Here is a 16,980-nt window from a genome sequence, read left to right on the forward strand (position 1 = left end):
CACCTCCTGCGCCTCATTCGCCCCCTGGCTGCCCTCGGTCCCGCTGGCTTCATCGGTCCCTCTGGTTTCTCTCCTCCACCATAACGCGTAACTCGAACATGCGTACGAACACACGCTCGGGGAGACCGCCGGCCATCCGTCGTTCGGCCCCGCCCGGTCTGCGGAGCCGCCGCGACGGCCGGAGGATGTGGGGACACCGGCCCCCGAACGGAGCGGCGCATGGGCACCACGGATGACGGCACCCGCACCCGGATGACCTTCACGGAGGAGGTCCGCAGCGCGGTGACGGTCCGGGCCGCGCTGCTGGTGACCGGCGTGCTGGGGCTGATGGTGGCGTTCATCACGTCCTACGCGGGGGCGTTCCATCACCCGAGGCCCAAGGACGTACCGCTCGGCGTGGTCGCGCCCGCGCGGGCGGCCGGGCAGGTGGTGGCGAAGCTGGACCGGCTGCCGGGCTCACCGCTCGCCCCGCGCACGGTGGGCTCGGAGCGGCAGGCACGGCAGCAGATCGCGGACCGGACGCTCGACGCCGCGCTGCTCGTCGATCCGCGCGGCACCACCGACCGGCTCCTGGTGGCGAGCGGCGGCGGGGCGTCCCTGTCGCAGTCGGTCGAAGTGGTCGTCCGGGAAGCGGAGAAGTCCCAGAAGCGCACCGTCCGTACGGTGGACATGATCCCGGCCGACGCCGCCGACAGCCGCAGCCTGACGTCGTTCTACCTGGTCGTGGGCTGGTGCGTGGGTGGCTATCTGTGCGCCGCGATCCTCGCCGTCAGCGCCGGCGCCCGGCCCGCCAACGGGGCCCGCGCGGTCATCCGGCTGGCCGCGCTCGGGGCCTATGCGCTCGTCGCCGGGCTGGCGGGCGCGCTCGTCGTCGGGCCGGTCCTGGGCGCGCTGCCCGGAAGCCTCTACGGGCTGTGGGGCCTGGGCGCCCTGATCGTCTTCGCGGTCGGGGCGACCACGCTGGCCTTCCAGTCGCTGCTGGGGGTCATCGGCATCGGCCTGGCGATCCTGCTGATCGTGGTCCTCGGCAATCCGAGCGCGGGCGGCGCCTATCCCTATCCCCTGCTGCCGCCCTTCTGGCGCGCGATCGGCCCGGCCCTGCCCCCGGGCGCGGGCACCTGGGCGGCCCGCTCCGTCGCCTACTTCCGGGGGCGGGCGATGACCGGGCCGCTGCTGGTACTGGCGGCATGGGCGGTGGGCGGCACCCTGGTCACCCTGGTCCGCTCGGCTCTGCGCAGGGGGGCCGGGGCGGGGGCGGGTGACGAGGCCAGGGCCGCCGGGGCGCGGCCGCCCACGTCGTAGGAGGCGTCACCTAGGGCCCTGACGGCCGGGCTGGCGGAGCCCCTCGACGGCGCGGGGGCGTAGGGCGACGGGCCGAGCGTGGACTCCTGCCCCGCCGTACCCCCTCCCAAAACCATGCGGAGGCCCTCTCCGGCCACCTTCTTCGGACATTTGGCAAAGATCCATCCCCGCCCGAACGACCGGTCGGTGGCCGGATTCCCTCCTTCCGGGCGCCGCGGAGCCCGCCTCCCGTACGGCGACGGGCGCCCCGTCCCCGCTGGCCGCACACCACGCGGTCACACCCTTTTCACAACTCCGCCGCATTCGTTCGCGCCATTACCCACCGCATGCATCTACCGACTCAAAGCGATCGGCCGAGGTGCGTCCGGGGCGCCGTTGGGTCCAGACTCCCGTTCGGCATCCCGCACCAACAACCAAGGGAGTTCACGTCATGCGGTACATCTCCGGTGCTTTGGCGCTCGGCGCGGCGCTGGTTCTCGGCTCGCTGGCCACCACGGCTCAGGCGGCCGACGCCCCGGTCCACAACAGCATCCGTACGGGTGGTCTGTACGCCCCGACGGAGCTCGTGATGACCGTCGGCCAGGGCGAGACCCGCGCGACGGCCACGGTGGAGCGCGCGGTCACCCTCAGCTGTATGCCGGGGGCGACCGGCAGCCACCCGAACCCCAAGGCCGCCTGCGCCCAGCTGCGTTCGGCGTCCGGTGACTTCGCCAAGGTGACCGGCACGGGAACGGAGCGCATGTGCACCAAGATATGGAACCCGGTGGTCGTCACCGCCGACGGCGTCTGGGAGGGCCGCCGGGTGTCGTACACCTACACCTACCCCAACTCCTGCATGATGGACGCCGCCCAGCAGTCGGTGTTCCGCTTCTGACCGAGCACGACGTTCCGACCACGCACGACGTACGGCCCCGGACATTCGCGGTGTCCGGGGCCGTACCCCTGCCGTCTGCCGTCGGGCCGTGCCCGCCGGTCAGCCGAGACCGGTCGTCCGAGGCCGGTCAGCCGATCTGCGCGCCGTAGGCCGACAGGGCCTCCGGAACCGGCTGGAAGAACGTCTCGCCACCGTTGGTGCAGTCGCCGCTGCCGCCGGAGGTGAGGCCGACCGCGGACTCGCCGTCGAAGAGCGCGCCGCCGCTGTCGCCGGGCTCGGCGCAGACGTCGGTCTGGATCAGCCCGTCGACCGTGCCCTCCTGGTAGTTGACGCTGGCGTTGAGCGCCTTGACGGTGCCGTCGTGCACCTGGGTGGTGCTGCCGCTGCGCTGTACCTTCTCACCGACCGTGGCGTCCGCGGCCTGGGTGATCTTCTGGGTGCTGCCGTTGTAGAGGTCCACCTCGCTGGGGTGATCGGTGTTGCCGGTGTACTTGACGATGGAGTAGTCGTGACCGGGGAACGTGGACGCCTCGGTGGTCGCGATCTCCGAGCCGCCCTGCGTGTCGGACCAGCTCTTGACGGCGTTGCCGCAGTGACCGGCCGTCAGGAAGTACGGCTGGCCGTCCTTGACGACGTTGAAGCCGAGCGAGCAGCGGGCGCTGTCGCCCCAGATGGCGTCGCCGCCGCCGATGAAGGGCTTGAACTCGCCCTGGCTGTGGCGCAGTTCGACCTTGTCGCCGAGGCTCCGGGCAACCTTGGTGAGGCGGTCCAGCTTGGCGCCCTTGACCGTGCGGTCGGCGGTCACCACGACCTTGTTGCTGACCGGGTCGACGCCCCAGGCGGTGCCGGGGATGGTCGCCCTGGACTTCAGCGTCTGCCGGGCCGCATCGAGCTGGGCGAGGGAGTGCTTGACGAGTCTGGCCTGGGCCCCCTTGGCCCGTACGGCCTTGGCCGCGGTCTCGTCGACGACGTTGACCACCAGCTTCTTGGCCCGGGCGTCGTAGTACGCGCCGGCCGCATTGCTCTTGAGCTGGGAGGCCAGGGCGGTGGCCGCGGCGGAGGTCAGCTTGAGGGGCTTGGGGATGGTCGGGGCGGGGGCCGCGTGGGCGTTGGCCAGGGTGACGGTGGCGGTGGCGGCGAGGGCGAGCGCTCCCGCGCCTGCCAGGACCGCACGGCGGTGGGGTATGCGTCGGTGCTTCAACTCAGTGCCTCCCGTGGGGGGATGGGCCCGGCTCCGTGGGGAGATGCGCGGGCCCGAGAGTGTGAGGAATCTGGACACAAACGTTCCGCCCGGCGTAGCAGCACTTGAGGAATCAGCGCTCCGGTGAGTCGCGTCCATGCCAACGTGCGAAGCCGAGTATTCCCACCCCTCTCACTCGCGCACAAGGCTGAGTACCGGCCTTGAGTACGGGAGTTCACCTTTTCCACACATGGCGGTCACACGTGTGACCGGACGACGTTTCAACGGGTTCCGACCGATATGCGGGGCGTGCCGTCTCGAAGTGCGGACGAACGCGGTGGGGCACGGGCGGGCGGCGCCTGTCCGGATTGCAACCTTGGGCGCACGCAGGTCGTCGCCGGACGGACGCGAGCGCCGGAAGCGCGTGAGCGCACGCAAGTGATCGCCGTACGCGCCCGGGGCACGTACGGCGATCGATTACGGTCGGGGCGGGCTGCTAGCCGCGTTCGGCGCCGCGGCCCGCGTTGTGGCCGTCCGGGGCCTCCTGGGTGTCCAGGGCCTCCTCGGCGCCCGGGACACGGTCGACGTCCGCATCGCGGTCCACGTCCGAGACGCGATCGAGGTCCGAGACCCGGCCGAGGTCGGCAACGCCGTCGATGTCGCCGATGTCGTCGACGCCGCCGGCATCCGGGGTGCGGGGCCCGCCGTCGGCATCCGGGGTGCGGGGCCCGTCGTCGGCTCCCGCGCCCTGCGCCCCCGCGCCGTCCGACTCGGCCCGCCGGCGCTGCTCCGCCTCGGTCTGTGCCGTCTGCGCCTGGGCCTGGAGGCCGGAGCGCTCCAGGAAGCGCAGCAGCTCGACGGGGAAGGGCAGGACCAGGGTGGAGTTCTTCTCGGCGGCGACCGCCACCACCGTCTGCAACAGGCGCAGTTGCAGCGCCGCGGGCTGGTCGGACATCGCCGCGGCCGCCTCGGCCAGCTTCTTCGACGCCTGGAGCTCGGCATCGGCGTTGATCACGCGGGCGCGCCGGTCGCGGGTCGCCTCGGCCTGGCGGGCCATCGACCGCTTCATGGTCTCCGGCAGCGAGACGTCCTTGATCTCCACCCGGTCGACGGTCACGCCCCACCCGATGGCGGGACTGTCCATCATCAGCTCCAGCCCCTGGTTGAGCTTCTCGCGGTTGGAGAGCAGATCGTCCAGCTCGCTCTTGCCGATGATCGAGCGCAGCGAGGTCTGCGCCATCTGCGAGACCGCGAAGCGGTAGTCCTCGACCCGGATGACCGCGTCGGCGGCGTCCACGACCTTGAAGTAGACCACCGCATCGACCCGGACGGTGACGTTGTCGCGGGTGATGCCCTCCTGGGCGGGCACCGGCATCGTCACGATCTGCATATTGACCTTGCGCAGCCGGTCGACCGCCGGAATGATCATGGTGAATCCCGGCGGCCGCACCTCGGAGGCCAGCCGCCCCAGCCGCAGCACCACACCCCGCTCGTACTGTTTGATCACACGGGCCGCGGCCATGAGGTACACCAGGCCGGCGCACCCCACCGCCACCCCGGCCGTCACCAGTTCTTCGAGCATCACGGCCCCCTGACGTCCGCCGTAAGCCGTTCACCATCCGGCCCTCACCGACCGAATGACGCCTTTTACCATGGTATGCCCGGTTGGCGGGGCTGAGGCGAACGGCGGACGCAGGGGGCGCAGGGGGACGCAGGGGGCCTGGCCTTGTCATGACCTGGCCGACGGGCCCGCGGTCAGTACACGCTCACGCCGTACGCGCTGAGCGCCTCCGTCACCGGCTGGAAGAACGTCGTCCCGCCGGAGGTGCAGTCGCCGCTGCCGCCGGAGGTCAGACCCAGGGCCTTGGTGCCGGAGTAGAGGGGGCCGCCGCTGTCGCCGGGCTCGGCGCAGACGGTGGTCTTGATGAGGCCGGAGACGATGTCGCCGTTGCCGTAGTTGACGGTGGCGTTCAGCGCGGTGACCTTGCCGCTGTGGACGCCCGACGTGGAGCCGCGGCGGGTGACCGACTGGCCGACGGTCGGATTCCCGGCGCTGGTGATGTCCTGGCTGCCGACCGTCCCGGGGTGCGACAGGGAGGTATTGGTGTACTTCACGATGCCGTAGTCGTTGCCGGGGAAGCTGGTGCCGGTGGTCGGCCCGATGCCGGTGGTGTCCAAGGAGTTGGTGTACCAGGGCGGTTTGCCCTCGGTGCAGTGCCCTGCCGTCAGGAAGTAATAGGTGCTGCCGCTGCGGACGTTGAAGCCGAGGGAGCAGCGCCAGCTGGGTGCGTAGATGGCGTCGCCGCCGGAGATGAGCTTGCGCAGGGTGCCGGAGGTGCGCTCGATGCGCAGCGCGCCGGCGGTGCTGCCCGCGGCCCGCTCGATGCGGGCGATCCCGGCCCGGGAGACGGTGCGGTCGGCGGTGACGACGAGGGTGTGGGTCTTCGGGTCCACGACCCAGGCGGTGCCCGCTACATCGGCGGCGCGTACGGCCTGGCCGGCGGCGGAGAGCTGGGTGGCGCTGAACGTCCGTGCGGGGGCGGGGTCTTGGGCGCTGGCGGTGGGGACGGCGATGGCGCCGAGGGCCACCAGTCCGGACGCCACGGCGATCAGCCGGGTGCGTCTCGCCGCGCCGCTGCGGGGGGTGGTGCGCTCGTTCCTCACGTGATGCCTCCGAGGGGGATGACTGGCCGCCTGCGGGCGGCCGGTGAGGCGCAGCCGAGGGGCATGCGGAGATCCGTACACGGCGGTGCGGGGGTGCCGTTCGCTACGGTGTTCGACGTGCCCCTGACAAGCGCTGACCGGAGTGTCCGGGCTGCCGGGCCGGAGCGCAAGAGGGATGCGGGAAGATGTCGGACAGCGGCCGCGCGCCGCGCACCCCGGCGGCGCCCGGAGCACGGCGTGGCGCCCAACGCGCCGCCCCGGCAGCCCTGTTGAGGCTGCCGGGCGGGTCTCACCTCACAGGACCCCGGAAAGCCGCGTCACAGGACCTCGGAAGGAAACGACGCGGTGCGCTCATGGCGCGGGCTGTCGAGGACCTGGGCGGGCGGGCCCTGCTCGACGGTCCGGGCGCCGTCCACGATCCACCCCGCGGAGCACCTCCAGCACACCGAAGCTCTTGCGGACGGAGCCGATCTCGACCATTGCGCGGGTCGCAGTCGTCGTGCTCATCGGGTGGCTCCCTTGGCGAAGTGGCCTGCGAGCGGGGCGGTTCGGTCCCGGAGGAAGGCGAGCAGGGCGCGCGCCGTGGCGTCGTTCTGCCGGAAGGCGGGGGCGTTGGTGCGGGGGCGGGCGAAGGCGCCGCCGGCGCGGGCGTCGGTGTGCGGGCCGAGGGCGAACCGGCGCGGGTGGGGGCGTCCCGAGCGGTCCAGGATCCGGCCGTCGTCGGGGCTCACGGCGAGCAGACCGGCGGGGGTGGCGGCCGCGCCGTCGGCGTACAGGGCACGCAACAGGGCGTCGCGGGTGTGCGCGACGGTCGGCTCCGGCAGCCGCGCCTCCACCAGCGCCCGCGCCTCGACCGATTCCCCCGGCACACTGGCGCTCGACGCCCGGAAGACCCCGCGCCGCGCATCGGCGGTGACGGTGGTGCCGGCACCCAGGAAGCGCACCACCCCGGCCCGGGAGAGCGCGAGCAGCTGCCGCAGCCGCGGGCCGGGCGGCCCGGAGGCGAGAGAGCTGAAGAAGCCGTGCCACCAGGGGCCGCGGTCGCCGATCCGCACCAGCTGGCCGTACACGGACAGCAGGGCGAGGAAGACCGCCAGGTCGGGGCTGTGCGCGGGGTCGTGGCGGCGGGCGAGGTCGGCCGCGATATGGCCGCGCAGCCCCTCTTGCAGGGCCTCGCCGTCCCGGTAGCGGACCCCGGCCAGCGGGCGGTCCAGGGCGTCCAGGTCGAGGCGGTCGGCGGGGTCCGGGACGGCGGCGCCGACCAGAGCCTGGAGTACGGCACTGCCGGGGTCGGCGGCGGCGTACTTCTCCTCGAAGTCCGGCCAGTTCATCCGGGTGCGTGCGCGATGAGCCGTGAACAGCCGGTGGTAGTGGGCGAAGCCCAGTTCCTTGTCGATCAGTGGCCGGACATCGCGCCGGAAGTCCAGGTCCCCGCGCCGGGCGAGCAGCTCGTCGACCTGCTGCGGACCGAAGAAGCGCGGCACCGGCGGCGGTTCGCCCGTCAGGCCGTAGCCGATCTTGGAGCGGTACGGGACGCCGCGCCGCGACCCCACGTGCAGGACGGGCTCGCGGCCCGAGGGCCGGTAGGTCAGCCGCCCGTCGGCCCCGGTGGTGTAGCTCCCGCCGCGGCCCTCGGTCAGCAGCACCATCAGATCGACGAAGGCCAGCCCGAAGCCGCGGACGAGGACCGGCTCGCCGGGGCGCAGCACGCCCAGATCGCTGTCGGCGGTGAAGGCGGGCGGGAGGTGGACCAGGCCGTTCCGGGCCGCGAAATCGCTCAACTCCCGCTGATCGGTAGGAAGTTCGGACTCCAGATGGCCCTGGGCGAGGACGACGAGATCGGCGGGCAGCGGGGCCGGGCGGCCGGCCAGCCATACCTGCTGGCGGCCGCCCGGCGGACCGGAGACCCGTACCGCCGTGTCCCGGTGCTCATGGACGGCGACGCCCGGCGGCAGCGCGGCCACCGACCGCGCGTACACCCAGCTCAGATACCGGCCCTGCGCCCGCCGGCTCGCAAAGGCCCGCCCGTCGGCCCCGGACCACTCGGCGAGCGTCGGCCCCGGCAGGACCGGGCCCTCCTGCTCCACCGTCTCGTCGGTGAACATGGTGACGTCCTCGGCCATGGAGTTCATCCACAGCAGGGGCGACTGCTCCTGGGACCAGATGCGGCCGCCGCCGGGCGGGTGCGGGTCGACGAGATGGATGTCCAGGGGCCGGTCCCCGTAGAGGGAGGGGATGTTGGCGGCCAGCCGCTCCAGAAGCCCGGTCCCCCGCGGACCGGCCCCGACGATGACGAGCGAGGCGGCGGTCATCGGGCACCGGCCGCGAGCCATGCCGGGCAAAGCCGCGGCGCCGCCGGCAGCCGCATGATGGCGAGGAGCGTGCAGAGCACGAAGCCCAGCGCCATGGCGAGCGCGGTCAGCCAGAGAGTGCGGCCCGGACCGCGCAGGACGGCGGTGGTCAGGAAGTGGGGGGCGGGGCCGGGCGGGGCCGGTTCGGCGAAGGTGTCGGAGGCGGGGTCGACCAAGGACATGCGAAGGCTCCGTGGATGCAGTGATCGAACACGGGAGTGAAGCGCCTTCACACAGGCCGGCGTGCGCCGTTGATACGCAGCGGTCGCGCCCCTCAGCACGACCGGCTCCTGAGGCTATGGGGTGAACACCGCTGGCTGTCAAGGGCGTCCGCACGGTGAGCGTGGATCCGACATCTGGTTGACGCGGAAACGGATGCCTGTTCCACTTAGGCGCATGTACTCCTGGCAGCGGCTGGTCACCCGCGACCACATCGACTTCGGTCGTGTGTGGTCGTCCTCCTGTTGAACTGACCCCCTGCCCTGACGCCCGCCGCCCCTGAGGCACCGCCCCCGGCCCGGGCCGTTTCGCGGTTCTCCTTCTGCCACCGCGCCTTCACACTTCGCGCCACCGGCCGGCGCGCCCTCCCCTCATCCCCCTCTCCCCTCCTATCCTCCTCCGTTGTGCCATTGCCCCCGTGAGGTCGTCGAACTCCCCTTCCTTGTGGAGGAGTTGGGCTTGGCAGCCTCCGGCTTCGGGAAGCGGCACGGCGCCCCGTTCCCGCTCACCACGGAGGCCCTTCGATGACCGTGCCGAAGTCCGGCCCCACGGTCCTGCACACCACCGTCACCGACCCCCTCGCCCGCCCCCTGCTGGACGAGCTCACCCACGAGTACAGCACCCGCTACCAGCGGCCGGTCGACCTGAGCCGGGAGTACCCCGCCGATGCGTTCACCCCCTCCCAGGGCGGCGCCTTTGTGCTGCTTCTGGAGGACGGCGGGCCGGTCGCCGGCGGCGCGTACCGGCGCCATGACGCCGTGACCGCCGAGCTCAAGAGGATCTGGACGCACTCCGCGCACCGGCGGCGCGGCCTGGCCCGGCGGGTGCTCACCATCCTGGAGCGGGAGGCCGCCGCCCGCGGCTACACCCGCATCTGCCTGACGACCGGGCCCCGGCAGCCGGAGGCCAGGTGCCTGTATCTGGCCGCGGGCTACCGGCCGTTGTTCGATCCGACCGCCGCCCCGGAGTCCGTCGGCCCGCTGGCCTTCGACAAGCATCTGGAGACCCCTCGCCCCTGACCGAACCCTGCCCCGCGCCGCCGCCTTCCTCGCCGCCGCGCTGCTGCCCGCCGACGTCCGCAAACGGGGCAGGCGCCCTCCGTCACCCCGCTCACCCAGCCGTGCGGGCTGACGGTCGCCACGAGCGCGGGCACCGCCTTCGAGGCGACGCCGGAGGAGAAACCGGCATCTGTGCCGGGACGCGGGAAGGAGACTGCGGTTCCTCGATGCGTTCGAGCGGCTGGACGTCGGCTTCGCATTCACGGGGGGGGGGACGCCGCTGGCCCCCGGTATCCGCCCTGGTCCCGTGCCGGAACCGACCCCAAGGTTGGATCCGGTATCCCGTGACCACTTGTCGACATCGCCGGTCAGGTACCGACCGTGATGTCCATCGCACTGTCAGTTTCGCGCAGGGGCGCGCAAACTGACGTCGCGCCACCCTCTTTGCACCAGATGTGTCACGAACCCCCCGTGCGGCGGCTATCCACTTGGCACACCCTCCGCATCATGCACGACGATAGGGGACGGAACACGGAAAGACGGAACACCACCGCGGGTGAGAGGAGGCGTCAATGGGATCGGTGCGCAAGGCGAGTGCCTGGCTTGGCCTCGTCGACGACAACGATGACGAGCGCTACTACGACGACGACTACGCCGAGGGACCCGGGTCCGCCGCCCCGGCCGGCGAACCCTGGGTGACCGATCCCCGGGTGCGGGTGGCCGATCGGACCGCACAGGACCAGGGCACCCGTATCGCCACGGTCACCCCGGACGGATTCGGTGACGCCCGCGGTATCGGCGAGCTCTTCCGTGAGGGCGTCCCGGTGATCGTCAACCTGACGGCGATGGACCCCACCGACGCCAAGCGCGTGGTGGACTTCTGCGCGGGCCTGATCTTCGGCCTGCGCGGTTCGATCGACCGCGTGGCCACCCGGGTGTTCCTGCTCACCCCGCCCGCCTACAAGGTGGTGAGCGGGGGGCAGGAGGGCCACCGTAACGGGGGGTTCTTCAACCAGAGCTGAGGCTACGGGGGGGCGGTGGTGTTCCGGCCGGGGGCCCGGGGGGCGTCCCCCGGGAAATGCAGTACGACAGCTGAGGGGCGGGGCCCGCTTACCGGAAGGCGTCCAGGCCGCCGGTGAGCGCCTTGCCCAGCACCAGCTGGTGCATCTCGACGGTGCCCTCGTAGGTCAGCACCGATTCGAGGTTGGTGGCGTGTCGCATGACGGGGTACTCCAGTGAGATCCCGTTGGCGCCCAGGATCGTGCGCGCCGTGCGGCAGATCTCGATGGCCTCACGGACGTTGTTCAGCTTGCCGAAGCTGACCTGCTCGGGGCGCAGCCGTCCCGCGTCCATCCGCAGCCCCAGGTGATGGGCCAGCAGAATCCCCTTGTGCAGCTCGACGGCCATATCGGCGAGCTTGGCCTGGGTGAGCTGGAAGCCGCCGATGGGACGGCCGAACTGCTCGCGGGTGCGGGCGTAGTCGAGGGCCGTCTCGAAGCAGGTGCGGGCGGCACCCATCGAGCCCCAGACGATGCCGTAGCGGGCGTGGCTCAGACAGCCCAGCGGGCCGCCGAGGCCCTTGGCCTCCGGCAGGACGGCAGCGGCCGGCAGCCGGACGTCGTCCAGGACGAGTTCGCTGGTCACCGAGGCGCGCAGGGACCACTTGTGGGTGATTTCGGGGGCGGTGAAGCCGGGGGTGTCGGTGGGGACGACGAAGCCCCGGATCCCGTCGTCGGTCTGCGCCCAGACGACGGCGACCCCGGCGACCGATCCGTTGGTGATCCACATCTTGCGCCCGTTGAGCACCCAGTCTCCCCCACCGTCGCGCTTGGCGTAGGTCCGCATGCCCGCCGGGTCCGAGCCGTGGTCCGGCTCGGTGAGGCCGAAGCAGCCGATGACCTCGCCGGCCGCCATCCGCGGCAGCCACTGCTGCTTCTGCTCCTCGGAGCCGAAGCGCCGGATCGCGTACATGGCGAGCGAGCCCTGCACGGAGACCAGCGAGCGGATGCCGGAGTCGGCGGCCTCCAGCTCCAGGCAGGCCAGGCCGTACTGGACGGCGGAGGCGCCGGCGCAGCCGTAGCCGGTCAGGGACATGCCGAGCGCGCCGAGGGCGCCGAGCTCGCGGGCCAGTTCGCGGATGCCGGGCAGTTCGCCGTCCTCGTACCACTGCGCGATATGCGGCAGGACGCGGTCGGCGGTCCACTGGCGCACGGTGTCGCGGACCGCGCGGTCCTCGTCGGTGAGCAGATCGTCCAGGCCCAGCGGGTCGCGGGGGTCGAACGGCGGGAGCTTCGAGGACGGCGTTGCGGACATGCGGACCTCCGGCGGGTTCAGCGCTCGCGCGTAAAACTAGCAGTGGTAGTTATGGCGCATCCGACGTTACGGCCCCGGTGCCGCGCGGGCAAGGGCCGTTGCCGCGCGGCGGATTCCGGCGGGGGAGAAGGCGGTCAGCGGGCGGAGCCGGCGGGGGCCGGCGTGCCGTCCCGGCCGGGGCCGGCGGCGCTCTCGCCCGCGGGGGCCTCGCCCTCGGCGCGCTCGGTGGACTCCGCGGCCCGGCGCGGCAGCCGCAGCGCGATGGCCGCGCCGACCATCAGCAGGACGGCGCTGGCGACGAGGGTGATGTGCAGTCCGTGGACGAACGATTCGCGGGCGGCTGCGCGCAGTGCGCTCCGCGCGGCGGGGCCGAGAGCGGCGGCCACCTTGTAGGCCTCGCCCAGCGAATGCGATGCGGCGGCGACGGCATGGTCGGGCACCTTGCCGACATGGGCGAGGCCGGGCGCATAGGCGGCGTTCATGACGCTGCCGAGCAGGGCGACGCCGATGCCCGCGCCGAGCTGGTAGGAGGTCTCGCCGATCGCGGCGGCGCCGCCGGACTGTTCGGCGGGCGACTCGCTGAGCATCGACTCGTACGCCCCGAACAGCGTGGACTGATAGCCGTAGCCGAGCAGGACGAAGCCCAGGGAGAGCTGCCAGGGGCGGTCCTGGTCGCTCATCATCGTCAGGCACAGCACCGCGATGGCGGTCAGGGTGAAACCGGCCGAGACCATCAGCCGCGGGCCGAGGGCCTGGAGCATCTTCGAGCCGGTCAGGCCCGCCGCCATGGCGGAGAACACCAGCGGCAGCATCCGCACGCCGGTCTCCAGGGGGCTCATCCCCAGGACGAGCTGGAGGTACTGGACGGCGATCAGCTGGAGGCCCACCAGGGCGAGCATGGCCAGCACGATGCAGCCGACGGAGGTGCCGAACGCGGGCCGGGCGAATAGCCGCATATCGATCAGCGGGTGCTCACGGCGGCGCTGGCGGCGTACGAAGACGATCAGCAGCAGCGTGCCGAGAACGATCGGGCCGAGCGTGGCCGGGCCGAGCAGCGCCGACCCGTTGCCGATGCGCTTGACGCCGAGGACGATGCCCAGCACACCGAGTGCCGCCATGATCGCGCCGATGACGTCCCAGGGGCCGTTGCGCTCGCCCCGCGACTCCGGCAGCAGCCAGCGCCCCACCAGCAGCATCACGGCCATCATCGGGATGTTGATGAGGAAGACCGAACCCCACCAGTAGTTCTCGACGAGGAAGCCGCCGAGGACCGGGCCGACGGCGGCGCCGACCGCGGCCACCGCGCTCCACACGCCGATGGCGACCGCGCGCTCGCGCCGGTCGGGGAAGACCTGCCGCAGGATCGACAGCGTCGCGGGCATGATCATCGCGCCGCCGATGCCGAGCAGCGCGCGGGCCACCATCAGGATCTGCGGATTGGGCGCGAGGGCCGCGCCGGCCGAGGCCAGGCCGAAGAGGCCGTAGCCGAGCAGGAGGATGCGGCGGCGGCCGACACGGTCGCCCAGCGTGCCGAAGAGGATCAGCAGGGACGCCGCTATCAGCGGATAGATGTCGACGATCCACAGCAGTTCCACCGGCCCGGGACGCAGGTCCTCGGTGACGGAGGGCACGGCCACGTAAAGGATCGTGGTGTCCAGCGCGACGAAGAGCAGGCTGATACACAGCACGATCAGCACGGTCCAGCGATGGGCGCCGTCGCGTGCAAGCCGGGTCACACCAGTCGTCCGTCCACTGCCGGACGCGGTCGTCCCGGACATGCAGTTCCTCCTGTCATGCTCTCGCGGCTCGCGGATCCAGGCGCGACAGTGCCCCGGGCAAAACCGGCGGCACGGGCGAGTTGAGACGTCAGACTACGCGAGACACCCAGCGTGCCGCGTGGCCCACCTCACGGTGAGACGCTCATCGCAGCCCCGGACGTTCCCCCTGGTCCCGCCTCATCCCCCGCCGACGGTCGTTCTTCGGCCACCTGGATCATCATCGATAATCGTCCGGATGAACGATCTTGCCCCCGCCGTGGTTCCCGGCCCGAGCCGCGCCGCCGCTTTTCCGGCCGCGCTGCGCCGCGCCGCGCCCGCGCTGGCCGGCTATACGGCGGTCCGGCTGCTGGGCGTGCTGGTGCTCGTGGTCTGGTCGAGCGCCGAGGGCAAGGACTGGCACACGCTGCTGAGCGCGCGCTGGGACGCGCTCTGGTACACCGGCATCGCCGAGCACGGTTACGGCCACACCCTTCACCTCGCCAACGGCGCCGTGCACTCCGACCTGGCGTTCTTCCCGCTGTTTCCGTGGCTGGAGCAGGGCCTGGCGGCCGTGACGCCGCTGTCGGCCGCGGACGCCGGACTGGCGGTGGCCTGGTGTGCTTCGCTGGCCGCGGCCTGGGCGCTGTATGCGACCGGTGAGCGGGTGCACGGCCCGCGGACCGGGGTGGCACTGGCCGCGCTGTGGGCCGCCCTGCCGGTCGGCGTCGTGCAGTCGATGGCGTACTCGGAATCGCTGTTCACCGCACTCGCGGCCTGGGGCGTGTACGCCGTACTGACCGAACGCTGGGTGGCGGCGGGCGTGCTGGCCTCGCTGGCGGGGCTGACCCGGCCGGTGGGCGCCGCGGTCGTGGCGGCCGTATGGATCACCGCCGCGGTGACGCTGTGGCGCGCCCGCTCCGACGGGATCCGCGCGGCCCTGCGGGCGCACCGCGGACTGCCGGCGGGCGTTCTGCTCGCCCCCCTCGGCTGGTGCGGCTATTTCCTGTGGGTGGGCGCGCGGCAGGGCAGTTTCACCGGCTATCTGGACGTCCAGGGCGGCTGGGGCAACGGCTTCGACGGGGGCGTGGCCTTCACCCGGTTCCTGTGGCAGCTGCCGCCCGCCGCCGGGCTCGGTCTCGCGCTGGGCGTGGCGCTGGTGATCTGGCTGTACGTACGCGGCGTACGGCGGGGCCAGCCACTGCCGCTCGCGGTCTACGGCGGGACCGTCCTCCTGATGGCGCTGACCGCCAAGGGCTACTTCGGCTCCAAACCGCGGCTGATGATGCCCGCCTATCCGCTGCTGCTGCCACTCGCGGCCGGGCTGGCGAGATGGCGGCCGGCGCGGTCCTGGCTGGTCGTCGGGCTGGTGGCGGCCGCATCGGCGGTCTACGGGGCGTTCTGGCTGAACGGTTCCGGGCCCCCGTGACCGACGGGACGAACAGAAGTTCCCCCGTTGTGAACCCCCGTGCGGGCAAACTTCCCGCGACGCCCGCGGAAAGCACGGATAAACGCCTCCGGAGAAAAACGGATAACTGCTCGCGGCACCGACACGCGGAGCACCCGCCGGGGATTCGGAAACGCGCCGAATTCCGTTCCAAAACCCGTGGGCAACATCACGCTTGAGACGCATTCCACATCACATCGTCATTACAAAGCGCACAGTTTGACCAGGCACCTACATCACACGCGGTAACGTCCATTGAGTGCGTACCGATGACAAGCTCGACCAGATGGAGGAGCGCCCGACCGACCGCGTTCAACCGCCCCCGATGACCCCGACCCGCCTGTGGCTGTTCGGCGGCACGCTGGCGGTGTATCTCGCGATCGTGATCGGCGTGCTGACCACGTCATGGTTGGTCACCCTCGACTGGCAGGTCATGTTTTTCCGGCCCTACAAGCAGTGGCCGGAAATCCACGCCTTCCTCGACTACTTCGTGGTCCTGGGCCAGCGCGGCCCGACCGCGGTGGCGGTGGCGGCCTGGCTGGGCTGGCGCTGCTGGCGCCAGCGCAACCTCCACCCGCTGCTGGTGCTCGGCGCCTCGCTGCTGCTGCTGAACATGACCGTGGGCGCCGCCAAGATCGGCATGGGCCGGCTCGGTCCGCACTACGCGACGACCGTCGGCGCCAGTGAGATGTGGCTGGGCGGCGACATATTCCCGTCGGGCCACACCGCGAACGCCGTGGTCACCTGGGGTGTCCTGGCCTATATCGCGACCACCCCGCTGCGCCGCCGCATCCTGTCGGTGATCGCCGCACTGGGCGCGCTGGGTGTCGGCATGACCACCGTCTACCTCGGTACGCACTGGGTCAGCGATGTGGTGCTCGGCTGGGCCGCGGGCCTTCTGGTGCTGCTGGCGATGCCCTGGCTGGAGCCCGGCATCACCTGGGTCGAGGACCGCCTGATGGGCATCATCCTGCGGCTCTGGCTGCGGCTGCGCCCCGATTCGCTGCGCGGCCCGCTCCCGGTCGGTGTGCCGGCCCCGGGGTTCTCCCGGCGGCGCCTGACGCCCGAGGGAGACGTGCTGGTGCGCGAGACCATCGGCGCCGGCACGGTCGGCCGTACCGCCCCCGGACGCCCCCAGGACGGCTGGCCGCACCACGCGACGCGCCCGTACGCCATCCGCTCCGAGCGCTCCCCGGCCGCCCCCACGGGCAGCCGCCGCCCGCCGCACGCGGACCGCGTCCCGCGCACCACTCCGCTCAGCCCGGCCTCCGGCCGCGGCCGCAACACCACCGGCTGACCGCCCGGCAGACCGCGGGGCCGGTACGCACACCCTCACCCCGCACCGAAGGCCCCGGCCGCTCCTTCACGAGCAGCCGGGGCCTTCGGCGTCTTCGGCGAGCGGTCGGCGGCCGTCAGCCCTGCCAGCTGCGGTGCACCACATCGTCCTTCACCTCGAAGTTGATCCGGCCGACGAGGTATTCCATGGTGATGATCGCCCCCGGCGGCAGCGACCGGACGGTGGTCCAGCCGCGCTCGCGGGCCCGCTCCTCGGCGGCCTGCCGGGCAAGACCCACATAAGCCTCGATGTCGTCCTGCGGTTCGCTGGGAAGATCCGGTACGGGTGCCATGCCAGCCACCGTAGGTGCCCGCGGCGTTACGCGGAAGGCCCGCCCGGCGCACACTTCGGTGTCCGTACGGTCCGTCATTGGTCACACTTGTGTCACAGCCGACGCTGCGGCGTTTGCGGTAACTTCCTCACCCGTACGAGCCGTGTGGTGCGGCAAACGGGTGGAAAACAATGCGGCCGGAATTCCTCCCTTGATCACCGGCTAATCCCGGCACCGGCCCGGCACCGGCCCGGCGCCGGGGATCGCACCG

At 72.1% G+C, this 16,980-nt stretch carries 13 protein-coding genes and 1 pseudogene; 6 read left to right on the forward strand and 8 right to left on the reverse strand.

What is annotated here, in order from left to right; genetic code table 11:
• Window positions 1-219: 219 nt before the first annotated feature.
• Entirely contained in the window at window positions 220-1,302 is a 1,083-nt protein-coding gene (locus SNA_RS12045; RefSeq protein ID WP_044364752.1) for a YhgE/Pip domain-containing protein, read from the forward strand.
• A gap of 430 nt (window positions 1,303-1,732) precedes the next feature.
• A complete protein-coding gene (locus SNA_RS12050; protein ID WP_030067878.1) occupies window positions 1,733-2,176 on the forward strand; it encodes a subtilase-type protease inhibitor in 444 nt (147 codons plus the stop codon).
• 127 nt (window positions 2,177-2,303) lie between these two features.
• Here the strand turns inward: SNA_RS12050 and SNA_RS12055 are convergent, their stop codons facing one another.
• The 5 genes and pseudogenes from SNA_RS12055 to SNA_RS41180 form a co-directional block, all read right to left on the reverse strand.
• The gene (locus SNA_RS12055; protein WP_030067877.1) at window positions 2,304-3,377 is read right to left on the reverse strand and encodes a S1 family peptidase; all 1,074 of its coding nucleotides are present in this window, start codon (window positions 3,375-3,377) and stop codon (window positions 2,304-2,306) included.
• A 475-nt stretch (window positions 3,378-3,852) separates the two neighbouring features.
• The gene (locus tag SNA_RS12060) at window positions 3,853-4,938 is read right to left on the reverse strand and encodes a slipin family protein (RefSeq protein WP_078969858.1); all 1,086 of its coding nucleotides are present in this window, start codon (window positions 4,936-4,938) and stop codon (window positions 3,853-3,855) included.
• A gap of 173 nt (window positions 4,939-5,111) precedes the next feature.
• Entirely contained in the window at window positions 5,112-6,020 is a 909-nt protein-coding gene (locus SNA_RS12065) for a S1 family peptidase (RefSeq protein WP_030067874.1), read from the reverse strand.
• A 503-nt stretch (window positions 6,021-6,523) separates the two neighbouring features.
• Window positions 6,524-8,332: an FAD/NAD(P)-binding protein gene (locus SNA_RS12070; RefSeq protein WP_044364755.1), complete on the reverse strand. Its 1,809-nt coding sequence runs from the start codon at window positions 8,330-8,332 to the stop codon at window positions 6,524-6,526.
• Between the two features lie 29 nt (window positions 8,333-8,361).
• Window positions 8,362-8,496, reverse strand: a pseudogene (locus tag SNA_RS41180) (amino acid ABC transporter permease); the annotation flags it as partial.
• A 618-nt stretch (window positions 8,497-9,114) separates the two neighbouring features.
• On the opposite strand from SNA_RS41180, the gene SNA_RS12080 reads away from it, so the two are divergent.
• Both SNA_RS12080 and SNA_RS12085 read left to right on the forward strand, forming a co-directional pair.
• Window positions 9,115-9,609, forward strand: a complete 495-nt coding sequence (locus SNA_RS12080) for a GNAT family N-acetyltransferase (protein ID WP_044364760.1) — start codon at window positions 9,115-9,117, stop codon at window positions 9,607-9,609.
• A 551-nt stretch (window positions 9,610-10,160) separates the two neighbouring features.
• Entirely contained in the window at window positions 10,161-10,610 is a 450-nt protein-coding gene (locus SNA_RS12085; RefSeq protein WP_030067869.1) for a cell division protein SepF, read from the forward strand.
• Between the two features lie 88 nt (window positions 10,611-10,698).
• Here the strand turns inward: SNA_RS12085 and SNA_RS12090 are convergent, their stop codons facing one another.
• Together SNA_RS12090 and SNA_RS12095 are read right to left on the reverse strand one after the other, a co-directional pair.
• Window positions 10,699-11,901, reverse strand: coding sequence for an acyl-CoA dehydrogenase family protein (locus SNA_RS12090; protein ID WP_044364763.1), 1,203 nt, complete (start codon window positions 11,899-11,901; stop codon window positions 10,699-10,701).
• 134 nt (window positions 11,902-12,035) lie between these two features.
• Window positions 12,036-13,679: an MFS transporter gene (locus SNA_RS12095; RefSeq protein WP_078969860.1), complete on the reverse strand. Its 1,644-nt coding sequence runs from the start codon at window positions 13,677-13,679 to the stop codon at window positions 12,036-12,038.
• Between the two features lie 235 nt (window positions 13,680-13,914).
• On the opposite strand from SNA_RS12095, the gene SNA_RS12100 reads away from it, so the two are divergent.
• Window positions 13,915-15,084: a membrane protein gene (locus SNA_RS12100; protein ID WP_044364766.1), complete on the forward strand. Its 1,170-nt coding sequence runs from the start codon at window positions 13,915-13,917 to the stop codon at window positions 15,082-15,084.
• Between the two features lie 277 nt (window positions 15,085-15,361).
• Entirely contained in the window at window positions 15,362-16,399 is a 1,038-nt protein-coding gene (locus SNA_RS12105; RefSeq protein WP_030067865.1) for a phosphatase PAP2 family protein, read from the forward strand.
• Between the two features lie 115 nt (window positions 16,400-16,514).
• Here the strand turns inward: SNA_RS12105 and SNA_RS12110 are convergent, their stop codons facing one another.
• On the reverse strand, window positions 16,515-16,730 hold the full coding sequence (locus tag SNA_RS12110; RefSeq protein WP_030067864.1) for an I78 family peptidase inhibitor: 216 nt from the start codon (window positions 16,728-16,730) through the stop codon (window positions 16,515-16,517).
• Window positions 16,731-16,980: the final 250 nt, after the last annotated feature.

This window comes from Streptomyces natalensis ATCC 27448 (assembly GCF_000935125.1).
Taxonomy (GTDB): Bacteria; Actinomycetota; Actinomycetes; order Streptomycetales; family Streptomycetaceae; genus Streptomyces; species Streptomyces natalensis.